The organism is Cryobacterium luteum, assembly GCF_900110125.1.
GTDB lineage: Bacteria > Actinomycetota > Actinomycetes > Actinomycetales > Microbacteriaceae > Cryobacterium > Cryobacterium luteum.
Genome location: NZ_FOCN01000001.1, coordinates 300,215 through 326,344, shown reverse-complemented (window position 1 = coordinate 326,344; position 26,130 = coordinate 300,215). Strand labels below are relative to the sequence as shown.

35 protein-coding genes and 1 tRNA gene are annotated in these 26,130 nt (G+C 64.0%); 26 read left to right on the top strand and 10 right to left on the bottom strand.

The window, feature by feature from the left end:
* Nucleotides 1-148 precede the first annotated feature (148 nt).
* Nucleotides 149-652, top strand: a complete 504-nt coding sequence (locus tag BMW72_RS01630; RefSeq protein WP_134450410.1) for a hypothetical protein — start codon at nucleotides 149-151, stop codon at nucleotides 650-652.
* A gap of 19 nt (nucleotides 653-671) precedes the next feature.
* On the opposite strand, the gene BMW72_RS19655 is transcribed toward BMW72_RS01630, so the two are convergent.
* Nucleotides 672-1,031, bottom strand: a complete 360-nt coding sequence (locus BMW72_RS19655) for a type II toxin-antitoxin system RelE/ParE family toxin (protein WP_092106568.1) — start codon at nucleotides 1,029-1,031, stop codon at nucleotides 672-674.
* Entirely contained in the window at nucleotides 1,031-1,318 is a 288-nt protein-coding gene (locus BMW72_RS01620; protein WP_092106825.1) for a type II toxin-antitoxin system ParD family antitoxin, read from the bottom strand. The genes BMW72_RS19655 and BMW72_RS01620 overlap by 1 nt, the downstream gene beginning before the upstream one ends.
* A gap of 225 nt (nucleotides 1,319-1,543) precedes the next feature.
* Between BMW72_RS01620 and BMW72_RS01615 the strand changes: the two genes are divergently transcribed.
* The 5 genes from BMW72_RS01615 to BMW72_RS18930 all read left to right on the top strand — a co-directional run bounded on the left by BMW72_RS01615 (nucleotide 1,544) and on the right by BMW72_RS18930 (nucleotide 7,517).
* Nucleotides 1,544-2,188 carry a TetR/AcrR family transcriptional regulator gene (locus tag BMW72_RS01615; RefSeq protein WP_092106566.1) on the top strand — a complete coding sequence of 215 codons (645 nt, stop codon included), beginning with the start codon at nucleotides 1,544-1,546 and terminating at the stop codon, nucleotides 2,186-2,188.
* Nucleotides 2,189-2,291: 103 nt separating this feature from the next.
* Nucleotides 2,292-4,811 carry an MMPL family transporter gene (locus BMW72_RS01610; protein ID WP_092106564.1) on the top strand — a complete coding sequence of 840 codons (2,520 nt, stop codon included), beginning with the start codon at nucleotides 2,292-2,294 and terminating at the stop codon, nucleotides 4,809-4,811.
* Between the two features lie 256 nt (nucleotides 4,812-5,067).
* Entirely contained in the window at nucleotides 5,068-5,637 is a 570-nt protein-coding gene (locus BMW72_RS01605; RefSeq protein WP_092106562.1) for a hypothetical protein, read from the top strand.
* Between the two features lie 159 nt (nucleotides 5,638-5,796).
* Nucleotides 5,797-7,206: a glycosyltransferase family 2 protein gene (locus tag BMW72_RS01600; protein WP_241983976.1), complete on the top strand. Its 1,410-nt coding sequence runs from the start codon at nucleotides 5,797-5,799 to the stop codon at nucleotides 7,204-7,206.
* Nucleotides 7,203-7,517 (top strand): hypothetical protein, encoded by a 315-nt coding sequence (locus BMW72_RS18930; RefSeq protein WP_198411003.1) that lies wholly within the window; start codon nucleotides 7,203-7,205, stop codon nucleotides 7,515-7,517. Before BMW72_RS01600 ends, BMW72_RS18930 begins: the two co-directional genes overlap by 4 nt.
* Here BMW72_RS18930 and BMW72_RS01590 read toward each other — a convergent pair.
* The 3 genes from BMW72_RS01590 to BMW72_RS01580 form a co-directional block, all read right to left on the bottom strand.
* Entirely contained in the window at nucleotides 7,461-7,883 is a 423-nt protein-coding gene (locus BMW72_RS01590) for a DUF1294 domain-containing protein (protein WP_092106558.1), read from the bottom strand. The genes BMW72_RS18930 and BMW72_RS01590 overlap by 57 nt on opposite strands.
* Nucleotides 7,883-8,590 (bottom strand): carboxylesterase family protein, encoded by a 708-nt coding sequence (locus tag BMW72_RS01585; RefSeq protein WP_277871554.1) that lies wholly within the window; start codon nucleotides 8,588-8,590, stop codon nucleotides 7,883-7,885. The genes BMW72_RS01590 and BMW72_RS01585 overlap by 1 nt, the downstream gene beginning before the upstream one ends.
* Before the next feature lie 122 nt (nucleotides 8,591-8,712).
* The gene (locus tag BMW72_RS01580; RefSeq protein ID WP_092106554.1) at nucleotides 8,713-9,450 is read right to left on the bottom strand and encodes a flavodoxin family protein; all 738 of its coding nucleotides are present in this window, start codon (nucleotides 9,448-9,450) and stop codon (nucleotides 8,713-8,715) included.
* Nucleotides 9,451-9,600: 150 nt separating this feature from the next.
* Here BMW72_RS01580 and BMW72_RS01575 point away from each other — a divergent pair.
* Nucleotides 9,601-9,673: transfer RNA gene (locus tag BMW72_RS01575), tRNA-Arg, on the top strand.
* Here BMW72_RS01575 and BMW72_RS01570 read toward each other — a convergent pair.
* Complete coding sequence (locus BMW72_RS01570; RefSeq protein ID WP_134450409.1) at nucleotides 9,639-9,968, bottom strand: hypothetical protein; 330 nt, start codon at nucleotides 9,966-9,968, stop codon at nucleotides 9,639-9,641. The two genes, BMW72_RS01575 and BMW72_RS01570, sit on opposite strands and share 35 nt — an antisense overlap.
* 8 nt (nucleotides 9,969-9,976) lie before the next feature.
* Nucleotides 9,977-10,297: a hypothetical protein gene (locus tag BMW72_RS18290; protein WP_134450408.1), complete on the bottom strand. Its 321-nt coding sequence runs from the start codon at nucleotides 10,295-10,297 to the stop codon at nucleotides 9,977-9,979.
* A 65-nt stretch (nucleotides 10,298-10,362) separates the two neighbouring features.
* Here BMW72_RS18290 and BMW72_RS01565 point away from each other — a divergent pair, with 65 nt between their 5' ends.
* From BMW72_RS01565 to BMW72_RS01535, 6 genes are all read left to right on the top strand, one after another.
* On the top strand, nucleotides 10,363-10,566 hold the full coding sequence (locus tag BMW72_RS01565; protein ID WP_092106550.1) for a helix-turn-helix domain-containing protein: 204 nt from the start codon (nucleotides 10,363-10,365) through the stop codon (nucleotides 10,564-10,566).
* 20 nt (nucleotides 10,567-10,586) lie between these two features.
* Nucleotides 10,587-11,252, top strand: coding sequence for a helix-turn-helix domain-containing protein (locus BMW72_RS01560; protein WP_134450407.1), 666 nt, complete (start codon nucleotides 10,587-10,589; stop codon nucleotides 11,250-11,252).
* A 265-nt stretch (nucleotides 11,253-11,517) separates the two neighbouring features.
* Nucleotides 11,518-11,739 (top strand): hypothetical protein, encoded by a 222-nt coding sequence (locus tag BMW72_RS01550; RefSeq protein WP_092106544.1) that lies wholly within the window; start codon nucleotides 11,518-11,520, stop codon nucleotides 11,737-11,739.
* Nucleotides 11,740-11,820: 81 nt separating this feature from the next.
* Nucleotides 11,821-12,060, top strand: a complete 240-nt coding sequence (locus BMW72_RS01545) for a hypothetical protein (protein ID WP_134450406.1) — start codon at nucleotides 11,821-11,823, stop codon at nucleotides 12,058-12,060.
* 16 nt (nucleotides 12,061-12,076) lie between these two features.
* A complete protein-coding gene (locus BMW72_RS01540) occupies nucleotides 12,077-12,364 on the top strand; it encodes an HNH endonuclease (protein WP_092106540.1) in 288 nt (95 codons plus the stop codon).
* A gap of 322 nt (nucleotides 12,365-12,686) precedes the next feature.
* The gene (locus BMW72_RS01535; protein WP_134450405.1) at nucleotides 12,687-14,213 is read left to right on the top strand and encodes a hypothetical protein; all 1,527 of its coding nucleotides are present in this window, start codon (nucleotides 12,687-12,689) and stop codon (nucleotides 14,211-14,213) included.
* A 32-nt stretch (nucleotides 14,214-14,245) separates the two neighbouring features.
* On the opposite strand, the gene BMW72_RS18600 is transcribed toward BMW72_RS01535, so the two are convergent.
* On the bottom strand, nucleotides 14,246-14,419 hold the full coding sequence (locus BMW72_RS18600; RefSeq protein ID WP_166787773.1) for a hypothetical protein: 174 nt from the start codon (nucleotides 14,417-14,419) through the stop codon (nucleotides 14,246-14,248).
* 46 nt (nucleotides 14,420-14,465) lie between these two features.
* On the opposite strand from BMW72_RS18600, the gene BMW72_RS01530 reads away from it, so the two are divergent.
* The 12 genes from BMW72_RS01530 to BMW72_RS01475 are packed head-to-tail and all read left to right on the top strand — an operon-like array spanning nucleotide 14,466 to nucleotide 24,289.
* Nucleotides 14,466-15,527, top strand: a complete 1,062-nt coding sequence (locus BMW72_RS01530) for a phage portal protein (RefSeq protein WP_166787772.1) — start codon at nucleotides 14,466-14,468, stop codon at nucleotides 15,525-15,527.
* A gap of 4 nt (nucleotides 15,528-15,531) precedes the next feature.
* Nucleotides 15,532-17,196, top strand: a complete 1,665-nt coding sequence (locus tag BMW72_RS01525) for a hypothetical protein (protein WP_092106534.1) — start codon at nucleotides 15,532-15,534, stop codon at nucleotides 17,194-17,196.
* Between the two features lie 47 nt (nucleotides 17,197-17,243).
* Nucleotides 17,244-17,864 carry a hypothetical protein gene (locus BMW72_RS01520; protein ID WP_092106532.1) on the top strand — a complete coding sequence of 207 codons (621 nt, stop codon included), beginning with the start codon at nucleotides 17,244-17,246 and terminating at the stop codon, nucleotides 17,862-17,864.
* Complete coding sequence (locus BMW72_RS01515; protein WP_092106530.1) at nucleotides 17,864-18,229, top strand: hypothetical protein; 366 nt, start codon at nucleotides 17,864-17,866, stop codon at nucleotides 18,227-18,229. Before BMW72_RS01520 ends, BMW72_RS01515 begins: the two co-directional genes overlap by 1 nt.
* 2 nt (nucleotides 18,230-18,231) lie before the next feature.
* Nucleotides 18,232-18,900, top strand: a complete 669-nt coding sequence (locus BMW72_RS01510) for an IPT/TIG domain-containing protein (protein ID WP_092106528.1) — start codon at nucleotides 18,232-18,234, stop codon at nucleotides 18,898-18,900.
* A 22-nt stretch (nucleotides 18,901-18,922) separates the two neighbouring features.
* The gene (locus BMW72_RS01505; RefSeq protein WP_092106526.1) at nucleotides 18,923-19,432 is read left to right on the top strand and encodes a hypothetical protein; all 510 of its coding nucleotides are present in this window, start codon (nucleotides 18,923-18,925) and stop codon (nucleotides 19,430-19,432) included.
* A gap of 3 nt (nucleotides 19,433-19,435) precedes the next feature.
* Nucleotides 19,436-21,010, top strand: coding sequence for a hypothetical protein (locus BMW72_RS01500; RefSeq protein WP_092106524.1), 1,575 nt, complete (start codon nucleotides 19,436-19,438; stop codon nucleotides 21,008-21,010).
* Entirely contained in the window at nucleotides 21,010-21,363 is a 354-nt protein-coding gene (locus tag BMW72_RS01495; RefSeq protein ID WP_092106522.1) for a hypothetical protein, read from the top strand. The genes BMW72_RS01500 and BMW72_RS01495 overlap by 1 nt, the downstream gene beginning before the upstream one ends.
* On the top strand, nucleotides 21,363-22,514 hold the full coding sequence (locus BMW72_RS01490) for a hypothetical protein (protein WP_092106520.1): 1,152 nt from the start codon (nucleotides 21,363-21,365) through the stop codon (nucleotides 22,512-22,514). The genes BMW72_RS01495 and BMW72_RS01490 overlap by 1 nt, the downstream gene beginning before the upstream one ends.
* 10 nt (nucleotides 22,515-22,524) lie before the next feature.
* On the top strand, nucleotides 22,525-23,268 hold the full coding sequence (locus BMW72_RS01485; protein ID WP_092106518.1) for a hypothetical protein: 744 nt from the start codon (nucleotides 22,525-22,527) through the stop codon (nucleotides 23,266-23,268).
* The gene (locus BMW72_RS01480; RefSeq protein WP_092106516.1) at nucleotides 23,265-23,933 is read left to right on the top strand and encodes a M23 family metallopeptidase; all 669 of its coding nucleotides are present in this window, start codon (nucleotides 23,265-23,267) and stop codon (nucleotides 23,931-23,933) included. The genes BMW72_RS01485 and BMW72_RS01480 overlap by 4 nt, the downstream gene beginning before the upstream one ends.
* Complete coding sequence (locus tag BMW72_RS01475) at nucleotides 23,933-24,289, top strand: hypothetical protein (protein ID WP_134450404.1); 357 nt, start codon at nucleotides 23,933-23,935, stop codon at nucleotides 24,287-24,289. Before BMW72_RS01480 ends, BMW72_RS01475 begins: the two co-directional genes overlap by 1 nt.
* A 154-nt stretch (nucleotides 24,290-24,443) precedes the next feature.
* Here the strand turns inward: BMW72_RS01475 and BMW72_RS01470 are convergent, their stop codons facing one another.
* Nucleotides 24,444-25,250: a tyrosine-type recombinase/integrase gene (locus BMW72_RS01470; RefSeq protein ID WP_198416346.1), complete on the bottom strand. Its 807-nt coding sequence runs from the start codon at nucleotides 25,248-25,250 to the stop codon at nucleotides 24,444-24,446.
* A gap of 169 nt (nucleotides 25,251-25,419) precedes the next feature.
* Here BMW72_RS01470 and BMW72_RS01465 point away from each other — a divergent pair, with 169 nt between their 5' ends.
* Complete coding sequence (locus BMW72_RS01465; RefSeq protein WP_092106510.1) at nucleotides 25,420-25,875, top strand: hypothetical protein; 456 nt, start codon at nucleotides 25,420-25,422, stop codon at nucleotides 25,873-25,875.
* 10 nt (nucleotides 25,876-25,885) lie between these two features.
* Here the strand turns inward: BMW72_RS01465 and BMW72_RS01460 are convergent, their stop codons facing one another.
* Nucleotides 25,886-26,125, bottom strand: coding sequence for a hypothetical protein (locus BMW72_RS01460; protein WP_092106508.1), 240 nt, complete (start codon nucleotides 26,123-26,125; stop codon nucleotides 25,886-25,888).
* Between the last annotated feature and the right edge of the window lie 5 nt (nucleotides 26,126-26,130).

Here is a 26,130-nt window from a genome sequence, read left to right as displayed (position 1 = left end):
CTCACGTCTCACGTCTCACGTCTCACGTCGCTCGAGCACGTTCCGGCCCACGTCGTCCGGGCTCTCCGCATGTTCGTGGATACGCGCAGCAAAGCTACAGGCGGCGCGGAATTATCGCCTACCCACGTCTGGTCGGTAACGCGACGGGATGGATCGCCCTGTCGGTGGTACGCGGGACTATTGGCGCATGCAAATTCAACGATCCACAATTGACCCCATCCTGCGACAATTCTTCGACCACGAGTTGGCCGGCAAGGCCGGCCTGTCCCGTTCTCGCATCGAGGTAGTCGAGCGTCGCCTGCGGGAGTGCCTCGAGGCAGAGGCTGAGCGAATTCTCGTGACCGGGGATTTGGAAATTCTGGCAGCCGAACGGCAATTCATGCAGGATGGCGCAGTGGCCCGCACGATGCACGCCGACGATCTGGTCTTCATGCTCTCGTTGTTCGTGTGCGACCCCTGGCTCCCCGACGATCCTGTGCAACGCGCAACCCAATTGCGGTTGGCTGAATATCTCACTGGTCATCTCTTGGAGGCGCGCCTCGTCGACCGGGAGCAAGTCGTCTGCCCGCTCATTGATATCCGTGTGGCAATCGACACGGAGAAGGTCCTCCGCCGGGCGCGTGCGGCCGTTCCGAAACGCAAGCCGCAGTAAGTGAATGACGTGACGATGGCTAATCCCAAGTCTGTGGGTAATCGACGTGGAGGCGTGGTTCCATGGCGTCGTGAAGGACTCGGCTAATGACCAGTACCTCCCCGTCCCAACGACAGACGAGGAAGTGTCGCGGTCGTCGAACAGCCACGCCAGGGGAGCGGGTACGACTCTGCGCCAGATGCCAGGAAAAAACGCCGTCCCCCAGTTCTGGTCGGTCGATATGCCCAACATTGTCGGCACGCGAAGCCGCGTCCCGGATGGCCGTGGCGATCAGCGCCTGATAGCGATTGCGCGCATCCGTACCGAACTCCTCTTCAGACCACGCAAGAATCCGCACGATATCGGCCTGCGCCGAATGAGTTAGACGGTAGTCCGCCATCAGTCGGTCGAGCTGGCCCGCGCTGCGCGACCACCGAGCTCTCGAATGAAATCATCGAGGTTCTCGTCGGCGATGTCGTCATAACGCCCGGTGGCGATGTCCAACCAGCCCTTCTGTGCGGCATCTCGCAGGGCAGCAACCTTGGCTGCATTCTCCAACTCCTGGCGCTCCAGGAGTCGGAGTCCGTCGCGCAGTACTTCGCTGGCGTTTTGGTAACGCCCGGCCTTTACCAGCGACTCAACGAGCTCGTGCTGGTGCTGACTCAGAACAACATTCCTCGTGGCCACGGCAGTTACCTCCATTGGCAGTTTATGCCATCTGGTCCACATTTGACAGGGCACCGAAGTTGGAATGATGCAGCTATCCGCCTCCTTGACCTGTCAAGAGCCCTCCCCCGTAGTCATTGGGCTGCGGGGGTTTTCGTTTCCCGGGACAGGGGGTCGTCTTCAGCCATGTCTGAGAGAGTGGTGAAGTTCTTGCACTTTGTGCGTCGTTGCACTTAGTGTAGGCACGTGACATTCCCCAATATCGCTCCCGATCGGCGGGCCGAACTCAAGGCTCGGTACCGTCAAGCCATTCTGGATGCCGCTGCCGCGCTCATCCGCGAACGGGGCAAGCCGCAGTTCAGCGTCGACGAACTCGCTGAGCGTGCCGACGTCTCCCGGCGCACGGTCTTCAACCACTTCTCCTCGCTCGACGACGTGATCATGACCACCTGCACTCAGTTGCTCAGCGCCACAGTCGACGAATTCCGCGCGGCGACGGCAACCACTCCGGCTGGAGACGGTAGTCGTAACGGACTGTTCGATGAGCTCACGGCCGTGCTGCGCAACATCGACCTACCGCCCGTGGTGGCCTACCTCGCCGGCGTGCTCACCGTCGAGGGCGAGAATGGTCGCTCTCAGCACAGCATCGGCGACGTCTTCACCCGCACGACCGAACAGCTTTCGACAGAAATCGCCCAACGCACGAGCGCAATCGACGAATTTGAGGTCGCTGTCCTCGTGAGTTCGGTGATGAACGGCATCGCCGTGGTGTCTGGCCATTGGCTGGCCCGCACCGGCGGGGCGCTCGACGCGTCCTCGCGCACAGTCTGGAACGAGCTCCTCGACCGCCTCATCACCACCATCCGCACCGGCTACGCACCGCCCAGCTGAGCTGGCTCCCTTCGATGCACCACCCTCGGTTCCCGATGACGCAACGCGAGGTGCCACCCCGGTCACCCGACCACACCCGACACGCAGAAAGTATCTGAGAACTATGGCTTCCCTTCTCTACCGTCTCGGGCGGTTCTCCGCCCGCCGAGCCTGGCCGGTCATTGTCGCCTGGATGGTCATTCTCGGTCTCGCGGTCGGTGCCTTCGCTGTCTTCGGAGGCACTCTCACCTCGTCCGTCAGTATTCCCGGCACCGCCACCCAGAAAGTCAGTGACGAGCTCGCGGAGAAGTTCCCTTCGGCCAGTGGTGGGCGTGGCACCGTCATCTTCACCACAGCGGATGACTCCACCTTCACCGCCGCACAAAAAACCGCAATCGGTGACCTCCTCAGCCGCACCGTCGACCTTGACAGTGTGAAATCGGCGACGAACCCATTCGACACCCAGGCCCAGATTGACGATCAGTCCCAGCAGGTTGTGGACGGCCGCCAGAAAATAGCTGACGCCATGGCCCAGCTCGAGGCGGGGCAGGCTCAGATCGACGCGGCCACGGCCCAGGCCGCGGCCGGGCAGGCGCAGCTCGATGCCAGTCGCACGCAGGCCGAGGCTGCGGGGCAACTCGCAGCCGCGCAGCCGACCCTCGATGCGCAGCAGGCCCAGCTCGACGCGGGGCTGACCGAGATCGCCGCGCAGCAGGCCACCCTCGATGCCAACCGCAGCGAACTCGAAACGCAGAGCACCACGCTCGAGCAGGGAGCCGACCTGCTCGACCTGGCCGCAGGCATCCGTCAGGTGTCAACCGACGGGACCACGGCTGTCGCGAGCGTGCAATTCGACACATCGCTCAACCTGGTTCCCGCGGAAGCCAAGGAAGCCGTTGTCGCGGAGATGAACGACGCCGGGATCGACGGTGTCACGGCTGAAGTCTCCAACGACATTGCCTCCAGCATTCCCGAGATCCTCGGCCCGGGCGAGATCGGCGGTGTGATCGTTGCGGCGATCGTGCTGTGGGTCATGCTGGGTACCCTGATCGGTGCGGGATTGCCCTTGCTGAACGCGCTGATCGGCGTGGGCGTCGGTGTGCTCGCTTCCCTCGCGCTGTCCGGATCCGTCGAAATGCTTTCCGTCACCCCGGTCCTCGGAGTGATGCTCGGACTCGCGGTCGGCATCGACTACTCACTGTTCATTCTCAACCGACACCGCACCCAACTCAGCCGTGGTCTGCCCCTGCAGGAGTCGATCGGACTGGCGAACGGCACCTCCGGAAACGCGGTCGTGTTCGCCGGCGCCACCGTGCTCATCGCCCTGCTCGCCCTCAACCTCACCGGCATCCCCTTTCTCGGGCTCATGGGTACGGTCGGTGCCGTCTGCGTCTTCGTCGCGATTCTCATTGCGATCACGCTGACGCCGGCCGTGCTGGGACTGGTCGGCACGAAGATTCTCACGACGAAGGCCCGCGCCCGGGTCGGCCACGCCAGCAACACGGCCAAGGTGCCGGTCAAGCCGATGAACACCGTGCGCGCCGTCGTCGCGGTGGTCGTGGGCATCGTCGTGCTGCTCATCGTGGCCATTCCCGCCCTCTCGATGCGTCTCGGACTCCCCGCAGGCTCCTCCGAACCGCTGGGCTCGAGCGCGTACAACGCCTACAAACTCGCCGACGACAAATTCGGGGCCGGCGTGAACGGACCGCTGCTCGTCGTGGCCGATCTCGAGACAGCCATCACCCAGAACGAACTGCTTGCTGAACAGGTGCGCATCGGCATGGCCTTGCGAGCGGAGAACGATGTCGTCGCCGTCGCGCCGATCGGAGCATCCGACGATGACCTGCTGCTGGCCTTTCAGGTCATTCCGGCGGAGGGGCCGAACAGCCAATCGACCGAACAGCTCGTCCGTGACCTCCGTGGCCTCGACCTGGACGGTGTCACCTCTCTCGGCGTCGCCGGGAACGCCTCCGGAAACATCGACGTGAGCGAAAAACTCGCCGCCGCGCTCCCGCTGTACCTTCTCGTTGTCGTGGGGCTCTCCTTGATCATTCTGATCTTCGTGTTCCGCTCGATCCTGGTGCCGATCACCGCGACGCTGGGCTTTGTCTTGTCGCTGTTCGCATCTTTTGGAGCCATCACGGCAGTCTTCCAGTGGGGCTGGCTCGGGGCAGTGTTCGGCATTCACGACCCGGGGCCGATCCTCAGCTTCCTGCCCATTCTGGTCGTGGGCGTGCTGTTCGGACTGGCGATGGATTACCAGCTGTTCCTGGTGAGCGGCATGCGCGAATCGTACGTGCACGGCGCCTCGGCGCGCCTCGCGGTGCAGCGGGGGGTGCACGCCGGGCGCACGGTGGTCATCGCCGCCGCGCTCATCATGGCCTCGGTCTTCTCCGGCTTTATCTTCTCGAACTCGGTGATGATCCAGTCGATTGGGTTCGGGCTGGCCGGTGGCGTACTGCTCGACGCCTTCGTGGTGCGGCTGCTGATCATCCCGGCCGTGATGCACCTCCTCGGTGACGCGGCCTGGTGGCTGCCGAAGTGGCTCGACCGCATCCTGCCCAACGTGGACGTGGAGGGGGCCTCGCTCGAACGGACCCACCCGGTGGCCGTACCCGAGGGCGTCCCAACGCCGATCGCCTGAGCTTCTCGGTGGGGCGGCAGAACTGTCGCCCCACCGCAAAACTCCTCGAGCTCGACCTTCCGTTGTCGCCTCCGACGTAGGAGAAGGGCGCGCGCGGGCTGTTCGTCGTCACCGACTGACAGACCTGAAAACGGTCGGGAGTAAATTCTCGGACAGCATAAAATAGGAGTCACCTGCACGAGGAAGTGGTGGCGCAATCATTTGGAACCGGTCCCGGCGTCGTGCTGACGCTCACGCACACGTCAGTGAGCCCGACGTGAACGCCGAGCTGCCCGACCTCGAGCGTACGGTCGATGAAGGCCTGCTCATCGCGTTGTCGGCCGTGCGGATGGCCGTGAAAAACGACATAATCGTCGGCGCACTGCGAGAACACTTCGACTACGATCTTGCGCGGTACGCCGACAACGCCCGCAGCGAGCTGCATCGGCTGGCTCGGCAGAACGAAGAGTATGCCCGACGGGTCAGTCGCTTGGGCAAAGACCTCGCAGCGATGAAGTGGCGGCTGAGCTTTACCGACGACCAAAGACACGACCTCAAGCAGTTCGCGCTCAGATTCCGGGTGCACGAACGGTTGACGCTCGCCCTCGACGCCGTGGCCGAGGACGACGACCAGGTGGCGCGGATCGTGGCGAGTGCCCAACGGTCAGCGAGCGAGGAGGTCAGCTCGGCGGTCTCGTCGAAGCTCATCGAACTGGCCGTTGATCAGCGCGAACCTGATTACGCCGAACACCGCGACGAACGTCTCGAAGCGTTCGTCCTCATCAACCTCGCCATTCTAAAAGCCAAGCATGACGCTGAGACCTCTCCCGAATTCAACGAATACTAAATTCGCTGATTGTCTGTGGCTGTCCATCGGCCCGCAGCCCGATCGGTACTCGGCGTGTCACCAGACTGACCACTTGCCGAGAAGAAATCACTCCACAGCAAGAAGACAGATCTAATCGTTACAGTGCCCATTATGGGGGTAAAAATATATAGCCGGTCGGTGGGTCTTCTAGTTGCCGCGACTGCCGCTGGTGCCGCGATCCTGCTCTGGGTCGCCGTCGCGTCCGACGAACCCGCGGCGGGCCGCACGGTTGACGAAGGATTGCTCCTCGGCATGTGGACCTACCTCTACGCCCTGGACATACCAGCCCCCCGAGTGCTGCTGGCAGCCGTTGCCCTGGCGATCTTCTTCGCTGCCGGAGTTGCCCTGATCGAACGCCGGGTGACCAACAAATCGCGGCGGTCGTCGGACTACCGCACGGCCCCGCTCGCTCCGAAGATCGTGATGGCAGCCACGCGAGGCGTCTTTGCCGGTCCGGTCGCGATCACCGTCTTGATTCCCGCCCACAACGAGGAAGCCTCCCTACCGGCCACCCTCTGTTCGCTCCTGTCGCAGTCCCACCGACCCGGACGGATCATTCTCGTTGCCGACAACTGCACCGATGGCACCGTGGCCGTGGCGCTGGAGCATGGAGTCGAAGTGCATGAGTCGGCAGGCAACACCAAAAAGAAGGCGGGCGCCCTGAATCAGGTTCTGGCGCGCATTCTGCCCGACCAGGGCGACAATGACATCATCATGATCGTCGATGCCGACACGACTCTGGATGCTGGCTTTCTCGAGACCGGCGTCGCCCGTTTCACCAGTGATCGTGCACTGATGGCGGTTGGAGGACTCTTTTACGGCGAACCGGGCTCCGGAATACTCGGTCAGATGCAGCGCAACGAGTACGTGCGCTACTCCGCTCAGATCAAGCGCCGTCGCGGAATGGTCTTCGTGCTGACGGGAACGGCATCCATGTTCAGGTCCCGTGCGCTGCGGGCGGTCGCGAGCAATCGAGGCTCGGCGCTCCCCGGCCACAACGGTGATGTGTACGATACTCAGGCGCTCACCGAAGACAACGAGCTGACGATTGCGTTGAAATCGCTCGGGGCGCTCATTATCTCGCCGTCGGAGTGCACGGTGGTGACCGAGGTCATGCCCACACTGCGCAGCCTGTGGGTGCAGCGCCTGCGCTGGCAGCGCGGTGCTTTGGAGAACATCGGCGCTTACGGCATCACGCCGTCCACCCTGCGGTATTGGGCCCAGCAGCTCGGCATCGGGTACAGCGTGATCGCCCTCTCGGCCTTTCTGCTTCTCATCGTTCTGACGCTGCTGTCGGTGGATGGCTGGGTGTGGTTTCCCTTCTGGCTGGGCATCGGAACCGTCTTCACTGTTGAACGTGTCGTGTCCGTCTGGAAGGGCGGGTGGGCCGCCCGCGTGCTTGCCGTCACCGTGATTCCGGAACTGCTCTTCGACATGTACCTCAACGCCGTCTACATTAAGGGAATCATCGATATCACGCTGGGACGGCAAGGCAGCTGGGGGCACGTGATGCAGCCGATCACCGAGCGACCGGTCGTAATCACATGACCAGTCTGATGTTGCCACCCCTGGGTATTCTGCTGCCGGGATCGGTGCTGCAATCCGACTTCTTCGCCATCCTTGCGACGTTCGTCGCCATCAACACGGTGATGTACGCGGCGCTCGCGATTGCGAAGATTCTGCCGCGGGTCTATCTCAGTGACGTCATGCCGGGACAGAAACGGCGCCTCGAAACCCGAAGTATCTACCCCGCGACTGATTCGGATACGGTGACGGCGCGACAACAGGGCGAAAAACCGATTTTAGAGCGTGAACAACGCCTGCACCGCGCGAGTCGTCACTCGATCGACCGCGGGTGAGCTCAGGGCGACGAAAAGCCCCACGTTGAGCACGACCGTGATCCAGAACGCCGTGCGAAAGCTCGTCTTCTGCGTCTTGTGGCGCAACACCTGCTGGGCCACGATCGCACCAGGCCAGCCGCCGAGGAAGCCCCAGAACAGCAGGGTACGTTCCGGCACCCGCCAGCTGCCGTTCCTCGCCCGCCGCTTGTCCGTGGCATACAGCCCGGAACAGATCAGGCTGGCGACCAGGTACAGTCCGAGGGCCCAGAGCGCCCAGGGCGGCTGAGGCCAATACGCGGCGACGGCCAGGTAGACCCCGGCGAAGACGGCGATGGCGAGATAGCTGCCCCGGCCAGCAGCGCGGCGGGAACGGGCGATGACCATCACCCCATGCTAGAGGTCACAGTCGCGACAGAAACCGTTGCGCCCTCTCGATCGTAGGTGCCGATGATCAGCGGTTCGCGGTGTGCTCGACCGCCGCGAAAGGCCTCGAGCGGATGCTCCGGAAGCATGATTCCGTCAATGACCGGCGCCAGGCAGAACGTGCCCGGATTCGCGTCGGGGGTGCGCACCTGCAGGGCAAGCGCCGCCCGGGTCAGGGCGCTGACCTCGGCGGTCGCCAGCAGTTCGATGGGGTCGCCATCACCGCCCGGCACGCTGAGAAAATGTTCAGCCCATTCGTCGGTGAGCGCACTCGTGTAGGCGGCGTTGCTTGGCGGGCTCTGCGCGATCGCCCGGGCGAACAATCCCTGTGTGGCGGGTGTTGCCATGAGGGTGATGATCGCGTTGCCGCCGGCCGATTCGCCGAACACGGTCACGTTGTGCGGGTTGCCGCCAAAAGAGCGGATGTTTGCCCGCACCCACTGGAGAGCGGCCACCTGATCACGCAGCCCCAAATTGTTCTCGATCGGGCGGGTGGGCGTGGAATACCGGCTGAAGTCGAGGTAGCCGAGGGCGCCCAGCCGATAGGTGAAGCTCACGTAGACCACCCGGCCGCTGCTCACGAACCCTTCGCCCTGTCCCGGAAAATCCTGGGCTGACCCGGTGCTGTAGCCGCCACCGTGCACGAACACCATGACCGGCGTGGCCAGGCGCCGGTGACGCGCACGTCGAGTGCGCCCGGCGCGGGCAAGGGCGGCGCGAAGGAAGACTCGGACGAAAGTGTTTGGAGTACCACTGGGTTCCCCGATCTGTCGAATCGAGCTCCGGATTGCTACCGATATTCCGGGTTCGGCTCAAACCCGAAGTGTTCGCCGCGGTCCCAGTCCTGGCGCAGGTTGCCAAAGGCCGGAATGCCCCCGTTCTTCTTCAGGATCGAGGCGAGGTGCATGAGATTCCAGCTCATGAAGGTCGTATTGCGATTGGTGAAGTCGTTCTGTGGGCCGCCCGACCCCTCGTCGAGGTAACTCGGGCCAGGTCCGATTTCGCCGATCCAGCCGGAATCGGCGGCGGGTGGAATCGAATAGCCGATGTGTTGCAGGCTGTAGAGCAGGTTTGATGTGCAGTGCTTCACGCCGTCTTCGTTGCCGGTGATGATGGCCCCGCCGACCTTGCCGTAGAAGATGTATTGGCCCTTGTCGTTGAATTCACCCGAGTGGGCGTAGAGGCGTTCCACGATGCGTTTGGTCACCGAGCCGTTGTCGCCGAGCCAGATCGGTCCGGCCAACACGAGGATATCGGCGGCCTGCACCGTCGTGAACAGCGACGGCCAGGCATCCGTTGACCAGCCGTGTTCGGTCATGTCGGGGTAGACCCCGGTGGCGATGTCGTGGTCGATGGCGCGAATGAGCTCGACTTGCACTCCCTGTTCCCGCATGATCCGGGCGCTGAGATCAACGATTCCCTGGGTGTTGCTGATCTCAGGACTGCGTTTGAGGGTGCAGTTGATGAAGACGGCGCGCAGGCCGGAGTAGTCGTAGGATTCTCGTTCGGCACCACTCGTCGCATTCATCTGGTTAGTAAATCATCCGACTGCAAGCGATAACAGGGGTTGATTTTGACGGCGTCGGCGCGATCGAGCAGGGCTGGGGCGCGAAGGGCCTCCGATAGCTGGTATAGTTTTCAAGTTGTCTCCGGGCGTTACAGTTCGCGGGATTGACATGCGCTCGTAGCTCAACGGATAGAGCATCTGACTACGGATCAGAAGGTTGGGGGTTCGAATCCCTTCGGGCGCACAGTAAGACGTTCCAGCAAGGCAGGCCGGTCAATCGAGGTCGGTACGACCTGGTCGAGGATCCCCCAGTCGCGGGGATCCTCACCAAATGCAGCCAACAGGAGCCATGCCCTCCAGCGGTCTTTCTCCGAGAGGTCTGTCGGGCTCGTGACCCGCAGCAGCTTTGCGAACGTGTTTCGGTTCCCAATGTGTGGGCCCACCTCGCGTGCGATAGCGGTCACGGCCGACTTGAGGCCACCGGGGGAGTGGAATGCGGCCACGACGAGCGCGTCCCCCCAGGTTACGGTTCGGTTCATTGTGATTGTCATAATGCTTCTCCAGTTTCAACTGTCGGGTACGAATATGAAGCCTTCGCAAGATTTTCCAGGAGCTCGTCTAGGTTGAAGCTCCTCGTCCATCCCGTGGTACGAAGTAACTCGGTGGCCGCGAATGGATCGATGGCGGGTGCCTCGTGGCGCTCAAAGAGCCGGAGCGCATGACGGTACAGGGTCTCCGCAACGATCACGCATGACCCGCACAGCGGCAGCTTGGCATCCTCGACAGGTGTCGCGGTCGATCTGTCGTGCCTGTCGCAAAGGTTGCGCCCGTTGGGCATCCAGATGTGAACTGATGTTTTTTGCGACATGCCAGAAATGATATGTGACGAGACCGTGCAAGCGCAAGTGGGTGCGTCTGTGTTCTAATTGCGATATGCCAAAAACGAGCCCCGGCGCGAAAATACGAAAAGCGCGAGAAGCACGCTGCCTCACGCGATCAGAGGTCGCCGCCTACGCCGGCGTCTCCGTCAACACCATGGTGCGTCTCGAAAACTTCGATGCGCTGCCAAAGGTTACTACCCTCCACGCGCTCTCGGAGTGCCTTGACTTCAGCATCGATGAATTGCTTGCCTCATGAGCTGGCAAGCCTCCGCGTGGATGGACTCCCTCGCGTACGACGTGGCCAAACCGCTCGCCATCCGCATGCTGCTTAAGCTGGCCAACGTCGCAGCCCAGGACGGCACCGCCGCCTACCGCAACAGCTGGGAGGTCGCCACCGAACTCGGGGTGGACCGCCGCAGCATCATGCGGGCCCTCCGCGAGCTTGAGACCGCCGAACTCATCCACAAGGGCGACCAACGCATCTTGGCCCACATCAGGGCAGACCGCCGCCCTACGGTCTACGACCTGAACTTTGGATACGCCCGCGAGTTCGGGCAGCCAGAGCTACCCCTGCCCGAAGACGGCGAGGACGTTCCGAACCCCGACGCGCTCAACGAATGGAGCGATTTCCACGGGGTGACAGAGTTTTCCACAGGTACTCACGGGGTGACAAACGGGGTGACAACTGAGGTTCACCTAGGAACTAAGAGAACTAACTTAACCACACTTAAGAAAACAGCTCTAGTTCCTGAACGTGCGCAAGCGCACGAGAGCAACACGGACGCCTCCGGCGACTCCCTCCGGGACGCTGCCGCGTCTGCCGCGCCGAGACCCTACTGGGTCGGCTGCGGACGCCTCGGCCACCTTCACGACCTCGTCGCGGACGGCTCATGCTGCGCCGTCTGCGGCAAACGCCCACCCAGCTATCAGGAGACCGCATGAGCTGCATGATCCACATTCAGATACCAAAAGCCAAAGCGGCCAAGGACAGGAGCCACACAGTGCCCACGACACCGACCCCCGCCCCGTTCCCGAGAGCGTCAGGTCAACGCTGGCGCGTCGAGCGGGCTGGAGCGGCCCGAGGGATCGGCTACGGGCTTGGATGGTACGCCACGTGCGTCACGACCGAGGTCGGCGCATTCTTCCCCACTCACGCCGCAGCCCTCGCGTTCGCAAACGAGCAGGCCGCGCCGACGATGGAGCCAACATGCTGACCAAACGCGTCGAGACCTGGTCGACCATCGGGGCGTTCCTCGCCGTCGAGTGGCCGCTGGCGATCGGGCGCGCCGGGATACTGCACGCCCTGGTCAAACGCCAGCCGCTGAGCATCGGGCAGCGCATCAGCCACGGGATCTTCTGGCGCACCTTCAGCGCCGAACGAGCCATGGACCAGGTCCACGAATCACGAGCAGCTCGGCGCAGCTCATGATGCCCGTCGACACGCTGCCGGTCTGGTTCGCTGTGCCGGTCGCGGTCATCCTGTGGATTGGCTGGGCGATAGTCTCGTGGTATGAAACATCCCCGAGTGCTCGTGCTCGCCTTGCCGCTGCTCGTGCTCGCCTCGTTGACGGCCTGCGCACCCGCTCACGCCACGGTCGACGACTGCGTCACGTACATGATTACCGAGTTGACGATGCGTGGGGTCGACGTGGCGCCGGTGTTGGAGTCGGGCGACGTGCTCGACAAATGTCTCGAGAACTTGGAGTCGATGAGTCAAGACGAGTTCGACAGGATCTTCCTGCCCGAGTAGTCACCATGGCTCAGTCATGAGCCAGCACCACCGCCGCACGAAGCACACCACCGCGAGCCCGAAGATCCGGGCCAGCATCGAGGCGCGGTTGCCGATGCCGTGCGTCGAGGGCTGTGGCCACCTGGTCGAGCGTGGCCAGGCGTGGCACGTGGCGCACATCCAACCTGCGAGTCAGGGTGGACGCACGACGCCGGCCAACACCGGCCCCGCCCATGCCAAGTGCAACCTCCGGGCCGGTGGCAAGATGGGCGCCGCAGTCACCAACGTAGCCAAGCGCACCGCGCTCGGACGCCGCGCATGGTAGCCGAGGTGTGCGCCCTCCGGTTCCCCCGCGATCAGCACTGGTCGAGCCGATGCCGCTGCTACCTCGCGGTCGATCACGTCGACGAGCACGAGTGCATCTGTGGCGGTCGCGTCGGCACTCGGAGCGTCCGATGACCATCGTCGCGCCGTCGATCGAGTCTTTTGACAGATCGTCCATACCTCCGCCTGAGGGCAGCAAGGATTTCTCTCTCTACTTGTGGGAAACGGTACGTGACCGGGGGATTCACCCGAACTACGACGGAGGGTTCTCGGACTCGGCCGAGCTTCGAATTGAGTTCCTCGAGGGTGCTCGGCTGCTTGGCTTGGAGCTCGTAGATCTCGACGATCTCGACGAGCTCGCGCGGCTCAAGGCCATGACGCCGGCGCGGCATCCGATCCAACCGCAGCAACTGTGGATCGCCGACGCGCTGAACATGCCCTACGACAGCTACGTCGTCGAGATCATGCGGCGCGCCTCCAAGACCACCACGATTTTCGCGTGGCTGCTCGGTCGGATGAAGTCCCGCCCGGGCTACCAGGTCACGTTCTCAGCGCAGAGCGGCACCGCCGGCAGTCGTCGGCTCCGGGAGTGGGCGGGCATCCTCGACGCGGTCAACCCCATCGACGATGCCAACCTGCCGCCGTGGATGCGAGGCCGTCCCCGCGCCCCCACCAAGGCAGCACAGCGCGCCGTGGCCCTGTTCGGTGAGGACGTGCTGCCCGCCTCTGCCACCCCGCAGGGTCGAGGGTTCCGCATCATGCGCGGCGAAGTCGGGAAGGGAATCTACTTCGACAACGGCTCGTCGTTTCTCGTGCTCAAGCCCGAGGCCGACGCCTACCGTGGTGAAGCCGCCGACGTGTCCTGGCTCGACGAGGCGCAGGAGATCGACCCCGCCGAGGGCGCCGAGCTACTCGCCGGGATCGTCCCGCTCCAGGACACGAAAATGGATTCCGCAATCGTGATCAGCGGCACCGCCGGAGAGGCTCGTGTCGGTGTGCTCTGGGACATCCTCGACCGCCTCCGCAACGCGTCCCCCGATATCGGCGGCGTCGACTACTGCGCCCCGGAGGACACATCGTGGGAAGTCATCGAAGACGAAGACCAGGCCATGGAGCTGCTCAAGCAGCACCACCCCGGCATCGGCACCCTGACCACGCTGGAGAAGATGCGGAAGAACTGGCGGGCCCTGCCGAAACCGCAGTGGGCCCGCGAATACCTCAGCCTCTGGCCGGAGACCTTCGGCACCCGGGCGATCGACCCGACCCTCTGGGCCAACGCCACCGCTGGCCGACACGTGCCCATCCCGGCACGCGTCGCGTTCGGCATGGCGATCAAGCCCGGCGGCGGTGTCGCATGCCTGGCCGCTGCATGGCGCAACTCCCGGGGCAAGGCCTACGTCGAGATCATCGAGCACCGATCCGGCACGGACTGGATGCCGATCCGTGCGCAGGAGCTCACGCGCAAGTACCGCGGCAGCACCATCGCCTACGACGACATCGGCGAGGGCAAAGCCACCGCCACCGAAATGCAGCTCCTCACGCCGCGCCCGCGCCTCCGGGTGCAGACGTACCGCGAGATTGCCGCCGGATGCGTGCAGATCCTCCGCGAGCTCGAACGTAACAACCTCATTCACTTCGATGACCCCGGCCTGAACGCCGCCGTCGACAACGCCGCGAAGCGTGAAGTGCGCGGAGACCAGGGCGTGTGGCTGTGGACACCGAAACGCTCCGGCGAGTCCACGGTCTTACCCGACATCACCACCCTCGACGCAGCGACACGGGCGCTGCGCAACTGGGACCAACACTTTGCCGGCAAAGCCAGCAGCACCACACCGATCATGGGCAAGTAGGGGAACACCGCATGACTATCAGACTCGATCCATCACCCGTCTCCGTCGTCGTCTACTGCGACGAGTGCGGCCACTGGCGCGCCTTCGCCTGGGACCGCGAGGAAGGCGAACGCGCCGGCGAAAAGCACGAGGAAAACGTGCACCCCGACGACTGGGAATTCCGCCGTCAAGTCGCCAAAAACCGGCGTCTGCGTGAGGAGCGACACGCCGCCGATTCCATCAATGCCCCACGGAGTCCGGAGCATTCTCTACATGGGAATCTTGGATCGACTCGGAGTCGGAAAGCGCGCGTCTGACTTTCTCGCGTCGTCGATTGATCTCGGCGTCACGTCCCCCTGGGCGAGCGGAGAGCACAGCCTGACACAGGTCGTGCTCTCCGACATCTACGGTGCGGAGCTGATCGATTCGCTCCCGCTCAGCCGCGCCGAGGCAATCACCATCCCCGCCGTGTCGAAGGCCCGCAACCTGCTCGTGTCGACCATTGCCAAGTTCCCGCTCCGAGCCCTCGACACCGCCGGGCTCGTCGCCGTGCAGCCGTCATGGATGTTCCGCACGAACGGCAACGTCACCCCCTACGAGCGGATGGTCTGGACCGTCGACGACGGGATCTTCTACGGCTACGCGCTGTGGCTTGTCGAGCGCGGCGCTCCCGACTCCAGCGGACGCCGCCCAATCCTCCACGCGGCGTACTGCCCGATGAGCGACTGGAAGATCGTCGACGGCGGCATCCTCGTGCACGACCAGCCGGTCGACGCCGCCGACGTGATCTTCTTCAACTTCCCGTTCGAGGGCCTGCTGAACATCGCTAACCGCACCCTGAAGGGTGCCCGCGACCAAGAGGCCGCATGGGTCGGACGAGCGCGCAACCCTATCCCCCTGATCGAACTGCACCAGACCGACGACGCAATGGACACCACCGAGATCCCCGCGTTCGTCGACGCGTGGAGCCTCGCCCGGCGAAGCGAAAACGGAGCGATTGGTTACACCCCGTCCGGGTTAGAGATCCGCACCCACGGCGAGGTCAGTGCCGACCTGATGGTCGAGGGCCGCAACGCTGTCCGCACCGATGTCGGCTCATTCCTAAACGTACGCGCGTCGATGCTCGACGGCACCGCCGGTGTCGACTCGCTGACGTACTCCACCACGCAGGGCGAGAAGAACAGCTTCTACGAGTTCGACCTGCCGTTCTGGACTGACCCCATCGAGGCACGCCTGTCCATGGACGACGTGCTCCCGCGCGGCCAGCGCTCCCGCTTCGACAAGTACGAGGCCTACAACCTGCCCACCGCCACCGGCCCCATCCAGGAGGACTAACACCATGACAACCGCTCAGATCGAGGCCGGGACGCTCACCGCCAACCGGCAAGACCGCATCGTCTCCGGGCTGCTGCTGCCCTACGGCGAGGTCGGCAACACCAACCTCGGCAAGTTCACCGTCGCCCCCGGCGTCGTCACGATCCCCGCCGACGTGACCGTGCTCGCCGCCAACACCGACCACAGCCGCGAACACCCCGTCGCCCGGTTCCTGACCGCCGTCGATACCGCCGCCGGCCTCGTCGCGAGCTTCGTCGTTGGTAAGAACCCCGAGGGTGACGCGCTGCTCGCCGAGATCGAATCCGACTCCCCAACCGCCCGCCGCAACCTGTCCGTCGAAGTCGCCGACACCGTCATCCGCAAGGGCCAGCTACTCGCCGGGAAGCTGTTCGGCGCGGCGTTCGTCGCCAAGGGCGCATTCCCCTCGGCCTCGCTCATGGCTGCCGATGTCGGCACGCTCCCCACCGACCCACCACCCGCCGCAGCGTCTGGCCCGGTGGTGACGGTCGAGAAGACCTCCGAGGAATTTACCGACGAGAACGGGCTGACCCGCATCCGCGAAACCGTCACCACCACGACCATCGACGGGTCGACCACGACCATCGACACGACCACCACCATCACCGACCCCACCACAGAACAGGACCCCGCCGTGCCCGCTGCAACCGTACCCAACACTCTGGCGGCCACCACGGCCACCACCGACCGCCCGCTGTCCCTCCGCGACATGGCAGGCCTCCTCTTCGCCGCGAACCAGGGCACCCTCGACGACACCGGTCGCAAAGCCCTCCAGGCCAACAACGGTGCGTCGATGTTCGCCGCGCTGTCCGATGTGAAGTTCGACGGCACCGGCGGACTCGCCCCGACCATCACCCAGCCGCAGTGGATCGGTGAGGCCTGGTCGGCGCTGCACTACCGCCAGCAGGTCCTCCCGCTGTTCGCCCACGAGAACCTGACCTCGCTCACGCTGAACGGGTTCAAGTGGACCACCAAGCCCGCCGGCGGCGACTGGCTCGGCAACAAGGGCAACGTGCCGTCGAACACGCTCGTCGTCGCCCCGGTAACCGGCAGCGCCGACCGGTACGCGATCGGTCACGACATCGCCCGCGAGTTCGTGGACTTCAACGTCCCGGGATTCTTCGAGTCCTACACCGCCGCAGTGACTGAGGATTACGCCCGCTGGGCCGACGGCAAGGTCGCCACCAAGGTTCTCGCCGGTGCCACCGCCCTCGCCGGGGACGCGCTCAGCACGCTGCCCGGCGCGACCGGCGGCACCATCGGGTCGGCCGCATCGGCGATCATCGACGGCGCGACCGCGCTGGTCACCGCCGGCACGCTGCCCACCTTCGCCCTGGTCGCCACGGCGCTCTGGAAGCAGATGGTGAAGATGCCCCAGTCCAACGTCATCGGCTACCTCAACGCGGCCCTCGGCCTCGAGGAGGGATCGCTGGAAGGGTTCATCATCCGACCGTCTGCGAGCATCGCCGCCGGAAAGGTCCTCGTCGGTGCCCGTGAGGCCGTCACGGTCTACGAGCTGCCCGGCGTCCCGATCCGCGTCGACGCGCTCGACCTCGCCCGAGGTGGCGTGGACAAGGCCGCATTCGGCTACGCCGGCGTCGTCGTCAACGATGCAGCCGGCCTCCAGCTCGTCACCGCCGCCACCGTCTAACCACCGGCAGCACCCGCCCCACACACCCCGGAAGGACAGGCACGATCATGGGCTACTACGTCGGAGACATCCCCGCGCAAGACCTCGTCATCGAGCCTGTCCGCCGTGAGGAGCCCATCGACCTCGCCCCGTTCGACGAAGTCGATGTGAAGCTCTACGACCCCGCCGGGGTCCTCGTCGACGGGCCGGGATTCCTCGGTACCCTCGGCCCGGAAACCATCGTCGTCGAATGGCCCGGCACCAGCCCGTTCGCCATAGCCGGCATCTACTCCCTCCGGCTCACCCTCAGCAGCACGACGGCGGACACGCGCGAGCGTGTCCCCGCCGTGCGCCTGGTCGCCGACATCGACGACGGCTGGCACACCCTCGAATCGTGCCGGGACGACTGGCGCGACGCCCCCGGGTTCGACTCGTGGCTGTACGAGCTGCTCTGGTCGGCGCGGCAGCAGGTCGTCGCCTACGGCCCGAAGCTCGCCGAGGGAGCACACCCACCCCTGAACTACCTACGAGCACAACTCATGCAGGCACGCAACCTCTGGAACGCCGGCAAGGTCGACCCGGCATCCGGCGGTCAAGGAGAGGACACCTTCGTCATGCGACCCTTCCCGCTCGACTGGATGATCAAGCAGATCATCCGCCCCGTGACCGCAGTCCCGGCGGTTGGCTGATGGGCGCCGCGCCCCGCCACGTGCTCGCTGAGCTCCTCAAGCCGCTGCTCCCGCTCGCGTGGCGCATCGTCCCGTACCAGGTCACCCTCGACAGCCCGGCGACCGTGGTGGTCATGCTCAAGCAAACCCGCATCGAGCGCACCGCTGCCGCTCCCCAGGGCGCGCACGACATCGGCTTCACGGTCACGATCAGCTCCCCGCACGACGACTTCGAGAAAGCCGAAGACGCGCTCGATGATCAGGTGAACACCCTCATCCACGCACTCGACGGCCTCGGCATCGCCTGGACGACCGCAGAGAAGGTCCTCGACGGCACCCGCCTCGCCTACGACATCACCCTCACCCTCATCTCAAAGAAGGAATAGCCATGACCCAGATCAGTCCCAACCCCATCGTCCTCAAAGACGTGCTCGTGCAGATCGGCGCGGACAACTTCGAAAAGCAGGTCTCCTCGGTCACCCTGACCCCATCCGCGTCGCCGGTCGTGTTCAAGGGGATGAGCCCCGGCGCGTCCTACAGCGACATGCCCATGGCCGACTGGGTCGCCGGGATCAACTACGCACAGGACCACGAAACGGTCGGCAGCCTCTCGGACTACCTGTACATGAACGAGGGCTCGCAGGTCACCATGATCTTCAAGCCCAAAAGCGGCAGTGGCCCCAGCTACCAGGCCGTCGTTACCCTCACCCCGGGACCGATCGGTGGCGCGGGCAACGCCGTCGCGGAAGGCTCGGTCACGCTGCCCGTCACCGGCAAGCCCATCAAGATCGCCGCCGGTTCGGGCATCCCCATCCTCGCCACGTCCACCCCGACCACTGGCCCCATTGCCGGCGGCACCCTCGTCCAGATCACCGGTTCCGGCCTGCTCGGCGCGACCGCCGTCTTCTTCGGCACCCTCACCGCGTCGAGCTTCACCAAGATCTCCGACTCGCTGCTGGTCGCCGTCGCCCCCGCACAGGCAGCCGGGTCCAAGCCCGTCAAGGTCACCAACGCCTCCGGCCAGTCCACCACCACCGCCTCGTTCACCTACGCCTAACCAACACCGGCAGGAGCCCCTCATGGCGTCGAGCATCAGCGTCTTCAACTCGAAGGAGTTGCAGGCCGTCATCGTCGCCATGAAGGGCTTCGACCGTGAGGTCGCCAAGCAGATCCGCCAGCAGACCAAAGCCGTCATCCAGCCCGCCTGGCAGAAAGCCGTGGCCGAGAACACCTCGACCCGACTCGAAGCCCGCGTGCTTGCCAACACCGCTCGTGTCGCCGTCAGTGACCAGAACGTGACACTGAAGTCGGCGGCGATCGGTAAGACCCTCTCCGGGGGACTCAAACCCTCGGAGAGCTACGGCGGCGTCGAGTTCGGAGCCGAGCAAGGCGTCAAACGGACCTACGCCGCCCGGTCGGTGAAGGGCAAGCAGTTCAACGTCACCCGCCGCACCCAGCATCAGCTCCGCCCCCGCAAGGCGACCGGCTACGTCGTGTTCCCTGCCGTCGCCGAAGTCATACCACGGATCGCCGCCCTCTGGGTACAGACCACCGTCCGCACGTTCTACGAACTGATTGAGAAGAGATAACGCATGGCCAAGGGCATCAGCATCGGAGTAGCCTCCGACACCCGCGAATTCTCCAAGGGCGTCAAGACCGGCGTCATCAAGCCCCTCGAAGACGCCTCCGACACCCTCGACGACGTAGCCCGCGACGGCGACAAAGCCGGAGACAAGCTCGAAAAGGCCATGGAGGGCGCGCAGCGGGAGACGGAAGACCTCGCCAAGGAACAAACAGAGCTAGGCAAATCCATGGCCCGGGCCTCGTCGGACGGCAGCGGAGCGCTCAAGCGCAACATGACCGACGGCACGAGCGCCGCCAAACGCGACCTGCAGGAGCTGGGCAACGAAGCCAAGCAGAATGCCGCCGAAACGTTCTCGTCTTTCGACGGCTCGGCGTCGAGCTTCGGGGATGCCATCCAGGGCACCCTCGGCGGCGTCGTGTCCAGCCTCGGCCCGATCGGCGCAGCGGCTGGCGCCGCCGGCGCAATCGGCATCGGACTGATCATGACCGCCCTCGACCAGGCGAACGTCGACAACGAAGAATTCCGGCAGAGCGTCAAGGACCTCGCTACCGACCTGATCGATACGGGCACCAGCGGTGGAGCATCCATCGGGTATATCGCCGACAGGCTCAAGGACCTTGCCACCGAGTCAGATGACGGCGAGATCAGCCTGTCGAAGATCCGCGCGCAGGCCGAGAAGCTCGATATCCCGTTCAAAGATCTCGCTCAGTCCTACGCCGGCGGAACGGCCAACATCGAAGACCAGATCGCAGCTGTGCAGGATCTGATCGATGAAGAGAATGACCACTATCGAGAGAACGTCACCCAGTACAACCAGTACGACCTCAATGCCGCGGCCAAGGTCACCGCTCTCGAGGAGCAGAAGACTTCACTCGAAAAGGTTGCCAAGGCCACGGAGGAAGCCCGTCAACAAGAAGCCGATTGGGCAGCGGTCGGAGGCCCCGAACTCCAGCTGAAAAACGACTTGATAGACGATATCCAGTCCGGCATCGACGACGCTGCTGGGAGCTGGGAAGACTTCGCCGCGACTGAAGAGAAAGCGATCGACCCAGCCGGTTACCTCGCGAGCATCCAGGTGCGAATGGATGCCGCGATCGGGTATGCCGCGAACCTCCAGACCGCGCAGGATCGGCTCAGCCCCGAGGCCTACCAATACCTCGTCGACCAGGGCATCGACTTCGCGCCCATGCTCGCGTCGATCCTCTCCGGCGGCGACGCGATGATCACCGACTTCAACACCAAGTTCACCGCCGCCGCCAACGCCGGTAACGCGGCGATCGACGGCACCCTCGCGACCGACCTCTCCGTGTCGGTCGAAGTAAAGCCCGAACTGACCGAGGCCGAGCAGAAGCTGAAGGCGACGGAGGACAAGGAGCGCGGCACGAAGGTGACGGCCAAGGCCGAAACGACCACCGCCGAGGCCGACCTGAAGGCCGCAGCGGCCAAGACCTACACGGCCAAGATCACCGCGCAGGCCGACGTAGCTGCCGCCGAGCGGGCGCTGGACAGGCTGATCGACAAGGCCCGGTCGGTGAAGGTCGTCGCGACCGTCGTCGACCGGGCCGGAAGGCCGGTCATCTGATGACGAGCACGATTAGCTATGACGGGGGCACCATCGTGCCGCAGCTGGTCCTGGGCTATGCGGCCAGCCGGCGCAGTCGAAACGTCGTCCACGAGCTGCTCGACAGCCCGGACCCGGCCGTCACGTTACGCCCGGCCGGTCGGTTGACGGGTGTCCTGGAACTGTTTTTCTTGGACTTCGCGACCGCTCACGCGTGCGAGCTGGCACACAAAACGGCCGGTATTTTCACGTTCACTGACACGGACCTCCCCGCCGCCGGTATGCGCTACATCACCACGGATACAACCGATATCACGCTGGACGACACCCGTCGACGATGCATCGTATCCGTCCCATTTCAGGAGGTAGCGTAATGGCGCCGCAACGCCCCAGCACCATCACCGCTTTCGCCTGGCTCGTAGCTCCATTCTTGCAGCTAGACATCAAGTCGGCCACGCTGGGCAATGACGAAGCGTGGGCGCCATCGGTACAGGCAACACTGGTGTGTGCCCTAACGGACCGAGCGCTCCTCACAGCGCTGGACCCCCTGCCAGGCCGTACCGTTGAAGTACAGATAGATCAGCATTATGGAGCACGGGACACGGCGGCTAGCCTGACGGCGGAGCTGGTCGGTCAGTTGTCCGAATATTTGAGTACCATGCACACGGGCGAGGTCGCCAACGCCTTGACCCAGGCTCGCTACCACTCCTATGACGAATCAGGCGGAGCCTATGAGCCGCCGACGCAGCTACACAGTCGGCTGTCGTTACGTCGGCGGAGAATCAACTACGCCGACGGCGAAGTAACTATTGAGCTCGCCAGTCAAGAGACACTGCTGCAGGATGATGCACATATCTCAGCCACCCCATGGACGCCGCCGTTCACGTACTTGTGGGAGGTGGTCAACTATGTCTTGAACCGCATAGGGACCGAGATTGACGACATGAGCAGCCCAGCCAGGGACACAATGCTGCACCCTGACCTAAAGGTCTGGCAGCCGGGAATTACCTCCTTCGAATATCTCTATTCTCAGGTCAAAGCCGCTGGGTTGTCATTATGGGCCGACGGTCAAAGTCGCTGGCATTTGCAGGACCGGCGACCTGTCTGGGAACCGCCGTACGCTCTGGACACCAGTGTGAACGTGCAAGACATCGCGGATGACATCAGCCGTGACGCGGACTGGTACACGGCGGCAGTGCTCACGTACCGGTGGACTGATTCTGTCGGCGTCAATCGCACTCAATACGATGTCCATACCCTCAATGCCTACCCCGCACGGGTGTTTACGGAAACTTATGAGAGCCCGTATCCGGGACCCGGCCAGGCGGCAGCTTTTGTTGCTGCGTTCCAGCGCCGTGCTCGAGAAAACACCATCACGGCCATCGCCGACTACTCAGTATTTCTGGGCCGAACCGTCAACCTAACCATCTTCGACGGTGGAACCCAGATGGCTCGTACCACAGCCGTGAAATTCGAGTACCCCGCCGACATCATGATCATCCGCACCAACGACCTGTTGCAATAAGGAGTACAAAATGCTAGGAACACTTGACGCCCAGGGCGTGTTCATCTACGCCGAAGATGACCCGGTGAGCCCGTGGTCCGACTACATGAACAAAGGTACGAGGTCAATTTCTGATCAGCTGGCAAAGAGCCGTTTCACTCCCGCTGCGTCAGCCGCCGTCCGGGATGAGATATTCGGCACTCCATTTGTAGAAGCCGATCGACTCGCGCTTCAGGCGCAGGGGGCCGTCGTCGTTCGCACCGACACGGGTTGGACGGAGATGTACTACGCGACGTACCACTCACTGAACAACGTGCAAGGACTACCTCAAGCAGGCTGGTACCCCATCGCAGGGAAGCTTCCCAGCTTCCACGTCAGAAAAGGCGGTCCCCAGAATGGCGGAAACAGCACCTGGACCGTGCTCAACAGTATCTGGGGTCCTCCGAGCATCAGTCGGGGTGTAGGCGGGTTCAACTTCGGTGCGCTGACAATCGCCCAGACCGGCCTGTATCACGTGTCCGCCGCCTATCAGATTGCCAACAACAATGTTGACGGCAGGCGCTCCATCCAAGTGTCACGAAACACGACCTCTCCGGATGCAGCAGGCATGATTCTTAAAAGTGAGCTGTACGGATTATCAGCTATCGGCACAGCGTTTGCCCGGCTAACGACCGGTGACGTATTGCGAGTCATGAACCTCGTAGGTAACGCCTCAGCCATCGGCGCCACTGATGGTGATACCTACTTCGACGTGAACTATTTGAGCCCCGCATGAGCTACGTCCAATACTCTGAGCCATATCCGTCGTCCCGTGGCGACCGATATGGAGCAACAAAGGGGCGCAGCGGCCCCCACCGCGGGCAGGACACCGCCCCGGGCGGCCTACCAGCCCTCGCCGTGGCCCGTGGCCGCATCGTCCGCAAGATCTGGTCTGCGGCCCTCGGTAACATCGTCGTGCTTCAGCACGCCGATGGCAAGTACAGCGGATACTGCCACCTCGCTACCCCGTCAACCTATGCCATCGGGGTCTACGTCAATCGCGGCGAATCCGTGGGGGCGGCAATCGGCGCGACCGGCACAGCGCAGACCGGCCGACATTTGCACTACACAATTGGCGACGACATCACGGGCGTCTTGAGCGGCCACGTGCAGGACCCGCTCGTTTGGATCAATGCCCACACGTCCGCAGCGCCGACAGGTGTCTCCGCAACATCCGGCGCGGCCACAACACCCATCCCAAACCAACCCTTAGGAGAGTTCGAAATGATACGCATTCAATCACCTGGCCGGGGGATCGCCCTGATCGGCGCTGGCTACTACCGCCACCTCACCAGCAACGAGGAGGTTGAACAATCCCACCCCCTCGTCACCAAGCACCTCAATGGAAACGACCGCCAATTTGACCTATGGAAAACGATGGCAGTCGACGGTCTGAAATAATGATGAACAAGACCGCCGTCACCCTCGCCTTCATTACCCTCGCCATACTCGGCTTCGCCGGGGCGATCCTCGTGCTCCTCGTCCGGCCCGAGGCAGCCGCCACCGCGATCGGCCTGGTCGTGACGATCCTCGGCCTCGCATCGACCGGCGTCGTCACGTTCTACGCGCTCGGCAAGCAGGGCGAGGTGCTCAGCAAACAGACCGCCACGATCGAGACGATCCAGAAGCAGACCAACGGCACCACCACCGCCCTACTCGCCGAAAACACCCGCCTGACCAACCTCCTCCACGCAGTCCAGCCCGGAGCCCCGACCGACGACGTCGACGCCCTCATCACGACGGGCAAGCACGTTTAGAGGAAACCTCTCAGCCGGCCACCGCGGCCGCTGCGTCGACGAAGCGATCGCGACCAGGTCGCTCGGAGGTATCGGCAACGATTGCCACGTGATCGTGCAGTAATGCCACAAGCCCGTCCGAATCGTCCCGGACGGGCTTGTGGAGTACCTACAATCAGGCCGATGCGGCCACCACGGTCCGGCGCAGCTGCGCCTGGTCGAGCTGCACATAGCGTCGCGTCGTCGCGGGGGAGGCGTGCCCGAGCAGGGTCTGGACGGTGAACACGTCGCGATCGACCGAATACGCCCTCGTGGCGAACCGGTGCCGCAGCGTGTGCATCGTCCACTTGCCGGGCATGAGCTGCGTTACGATCTTGCCGACCCAGCGAGGCGACAGGTGCCCGTCAACGGACCCCGGGAACGCCCACCCGGCAGGAAGGTTCCTCAGGTCGATCGACACACCCTCAGTCAGCGGCACGGTGCGATTCTTCAATCCCTTCCCGTGCACGAGCAGCGACCAGCCGACCAGGTCCTCAACCAGGTCGTCGGAGTGCACCACGGCGACCTCTCCGCGCCGCATCCCGATCTCCGCGCCGAGCCGCAGGATCAGCCGGTCGCGCGGGCCCGCGTGCAGCAGCGCCTCGTGATATACCCGATCGGGTGCCGGCCGCGGCGTCGGCTCGCTCGCATTCACGCGGGGGAGGTCGATGGCGGGGTTGACGGTGATCAGGCCGCGACCGTGCGCCCACCCGTAGAAACTGCGGAACGTCGACCGGCGACCTCGGCGGGTCTCGCGCGCCCAAGTCTGCGCCCCGGTCCACTCCAGCAGCAGGTCGCCGGTGACCTGCCACGGCCCGCACTCGATCCGGCGGGCGAGGTGCTGGAGGTGTTGTCGACGCGTGCTGATCGTGGTCTCCGGCGACCCTCCCGCGCGTTGGTGGATCAGGTAGCGGTCGATCACCGCGAGCCAGTCATCGGTCAAAGTTCCTCGAGCGTAATGTTGCGGGGGGTTCATGCCTTCCAGCTGATCAGACGCGGATCACGAAACCGCGACATTCTGAATCACCTTCCTAACTGGCCACCGAATCGGACGTTCCGCAGATAGGAGGCCGGCGCGGCATCGTCTAGCGCGCAGCCGGTAGCATGAACGCATGGTTGATGGGTGGGAATTGGCGCGATGGCTTGGAACTTGGAGTGTCGCTTTCGGCGCGCTGGTTCTTGGCATTCGAGCGGAGCGCCGGGCAAGGAAGTACGCCGCGAACTGGACAATCCACGCGAAGCACGACACGGGGACTGTGATCAACCGCACAGGAGAGGACGCGAGCCACGTTTCAGCGAACCTGTTTCCGGGTGGTGGATCATTCTTGTTTGAGCGGGACATTGTCCATGACGGCGAAAGTGTGAGCTTCACAATCGATCGGCCCATCCACCAGAGTGTGGATGTCGTGCAGGTTCGTTGGAAACGGCCCGCAGATGGGAATCGGTATCTGTATTTCGATTCAGACGCGGATCGTCGGAAGCGGTGGAGTCGTGTCGTATCCGCGCTGGGCGCATTCCGCGCTGACTTGGCAAAGCGCAAGGTGGCCGGGCGGCGCGACGACCTGTAGGTCGAGACGGTCACGCTTCGGCTCCCGCCGGCGCGTGACGTTTGAGGTGGACGTGCTCGTCGCACGTGTCTTTGTCGCACCCCTCCGTGCAGGCACCATGGCACCCGCTGCAAATCTCGACGCTGCCGCTGTCGCCGTATTCAAGGCCCGATCCGGCGCAATAGGCGCACCAGTGGTGCCCCTCTGGCAGCGTTTCGGGTGGGTCGCCAGCAATGAACCCGCCGTCGTCTGTCTCGATGATCGTGGCCATTATGC

Coding starts and splice junctions, on each gene's coding strand:
- BMW72_RS01630 (WP_134450410.1), top strand. CDS start 149: ATGGATCGCCCTGTCGGTGGTACGCGGGACTATTGGCGCATGCAAATT.
- BMW72_RS19655 (WP_092106568.1), bottom strand. CDS start 1,031: ATGGCGGACTACCGTCTAACTCATTCGGCGCAGGCCGATATCGTGCGG.
- BMW72_RS01610 (WP_092106564.1), top strand. CDS start 2,292: ATGGCTTCCCTTCTCTACCGTCTCGGGCGGTTCTCCGCCCGCCGAGCC.
- BMW72_RS18930 (WP_198411003.1), top strand. CDS start 7,203: ATGACCAGTCTGATGTTGCCACCCCTGGGTATTCTGCTGCCGGGATCG.
- BMW72_RS01590 (WP_092106558.1), bottom strand. CDS start 7,883: ATGGTCATCGCCCGTTCCCGCCGCGCTGCTGGCCGGGGCAGCTATCTC.
- BMW72_RS01580 (WP_092106554.1), bottom strand. CDS start 9,450: ATGAATGCGACGAGTGGTGCCGAACGAGAATCCTACGACTACTCCGGC.
- BMW72_RS01570 (WP_134450409.1), bottom strand. CDS start 9,968: ATGAACCGAACCGTAACCTGGGGGGACGCGCTCGTCGTGGCCGCATTC.
- BMW72_RS18290 (WP_134450408.1), bottom strand. CDS start 10,297: ATGTCGCAAAAAACATCAGTTCACATCTGGATGCCCAACGGGCGCAAC.
- BMW72_RS01565 (WP_092106550.1), top strand. CDS start 10,363: ATGCCAAAAACGAGCCCCGGCGCGAAAATACGAAAAGCGCGAGAAGCA.
- BMW72_RS01560 (WP_134450407.1), top strand. CDS start 10,587: ATGGACTCCCTCGCGTACGACGTGGCCAAACCGCTCGCCATCCGCATG.
- BMW72_RS01550 (WP_092106544.1), top strand. CDS start 11,518: ATGCTGACCAAACGCGTCGAGACCTGGTCGACCATCGGGGCGTTCCTC.
- BMW72_RS01545 (WP_134450406.1), top strand. CDS start 11,821: ATGAAACATCCCCGAGTGCTCGTGCTCGCCTTGCCGCTGCTCGTGCTC.
- BMW72_RS01540 (WP_092106540.1), top strand. CDS start 12,077: ATGAGCCAGCACCACCGCCGCACGAAGCACACCACCGCGAGCCCGAAG.
- BMW72_RS01530 (WP_166787772.1), top strand. CDS start 14,466: ATGGGAATCTTGGATCGACTCGGAGTCGGAAAGCGCGCGTCTGACTTT.
- BMW72_RS01525 (WP_092106534.1), top strand. CDS start 15,532: ATGACAACCGCTCAGATCGAGGCCGGGACGCTCACCGCCAACCGGCAA.
- BMW72_RS01520 (WP_092106532.1), top strand. CDS start 17,244: ATGGGCTACTACGTCGGAGACATCCCCGCGCAAGACCTCGTCATCGAG.
- BMW72_RS01515 (WP_092106530.1), top strand. CDS start 17,864: ATGGGCGCCGCGCCCCGCCACGTGCTCGCTGAGCTCCTCAAGCCGCTG.
- BMW72_RS01510 (WP_092106528.1), top strand. CDS start 18,232: ATGACCCAGATCAGTCCCAACCCCATCGTCCTCAAAGACGTGCTCGTG.
- BMW72_RS01505 (WP_092106526.1), top strand. CDS start 18,923: ATGGCGTCGAGCATCAGCGTCTTCAACTCGAAGGAGTTGCAGGCCGTC.
- BMW72_RS01500 (WP_092106524.1), top strand. CDS start 19,436: ATGGCCAAGGGCATCAGCATCGGAGTAGCCTCCGACACCCGCGAATTC.
- BMW72_RS01495 (WP_092106522.1), top strand. CDS start 21,010: ATGACGAGCACGATTAGCTATGACGGGGGCACCATCGTGCCGCAGCTG.
- BMW72_RS01490 (WP_092106520.1), top strand. CDS start 21,363: ATGGCGCCGCAACGCCCCAGCACCATCACCGCTTTCGCCTGGCTCGTA.
- BMW72_RS01485 (WP_092106518.1), top strand. CDS start 22,525: ATGCTAGGAACACTTGACGCCCAGGGCGTGTTCATCTACGCCGAAGAT.
- BMW72_RS01480 (WP_092106516.1), top strand. CDS start 23,265: ATGAGCTACGTCCAATACTCTGAGCCATATCCGTCGTCCCGTGGCGAC.
- BMW72_RS01475 (WP_134450404.1), top strand. CDS start 23,933: ATGATGAACAAGACCGCCGTCACCCTCGCCTTCATTACCCTCGCCATA.
- BMW72_RS01465 (WP_092106510.1), top strand. CDS start 25,420: ATGGTTGATGGGTGGGAATTGGCGCGATGGCTTGGAACTTGGAGTGTC.
- BMW72_RS01460 (WP_092106508.1), bottom strand. CDS start 26,125: ATGGCCACGATCATCGAGACAGACGACGGCGGGTTCATTGCTGGCGAC.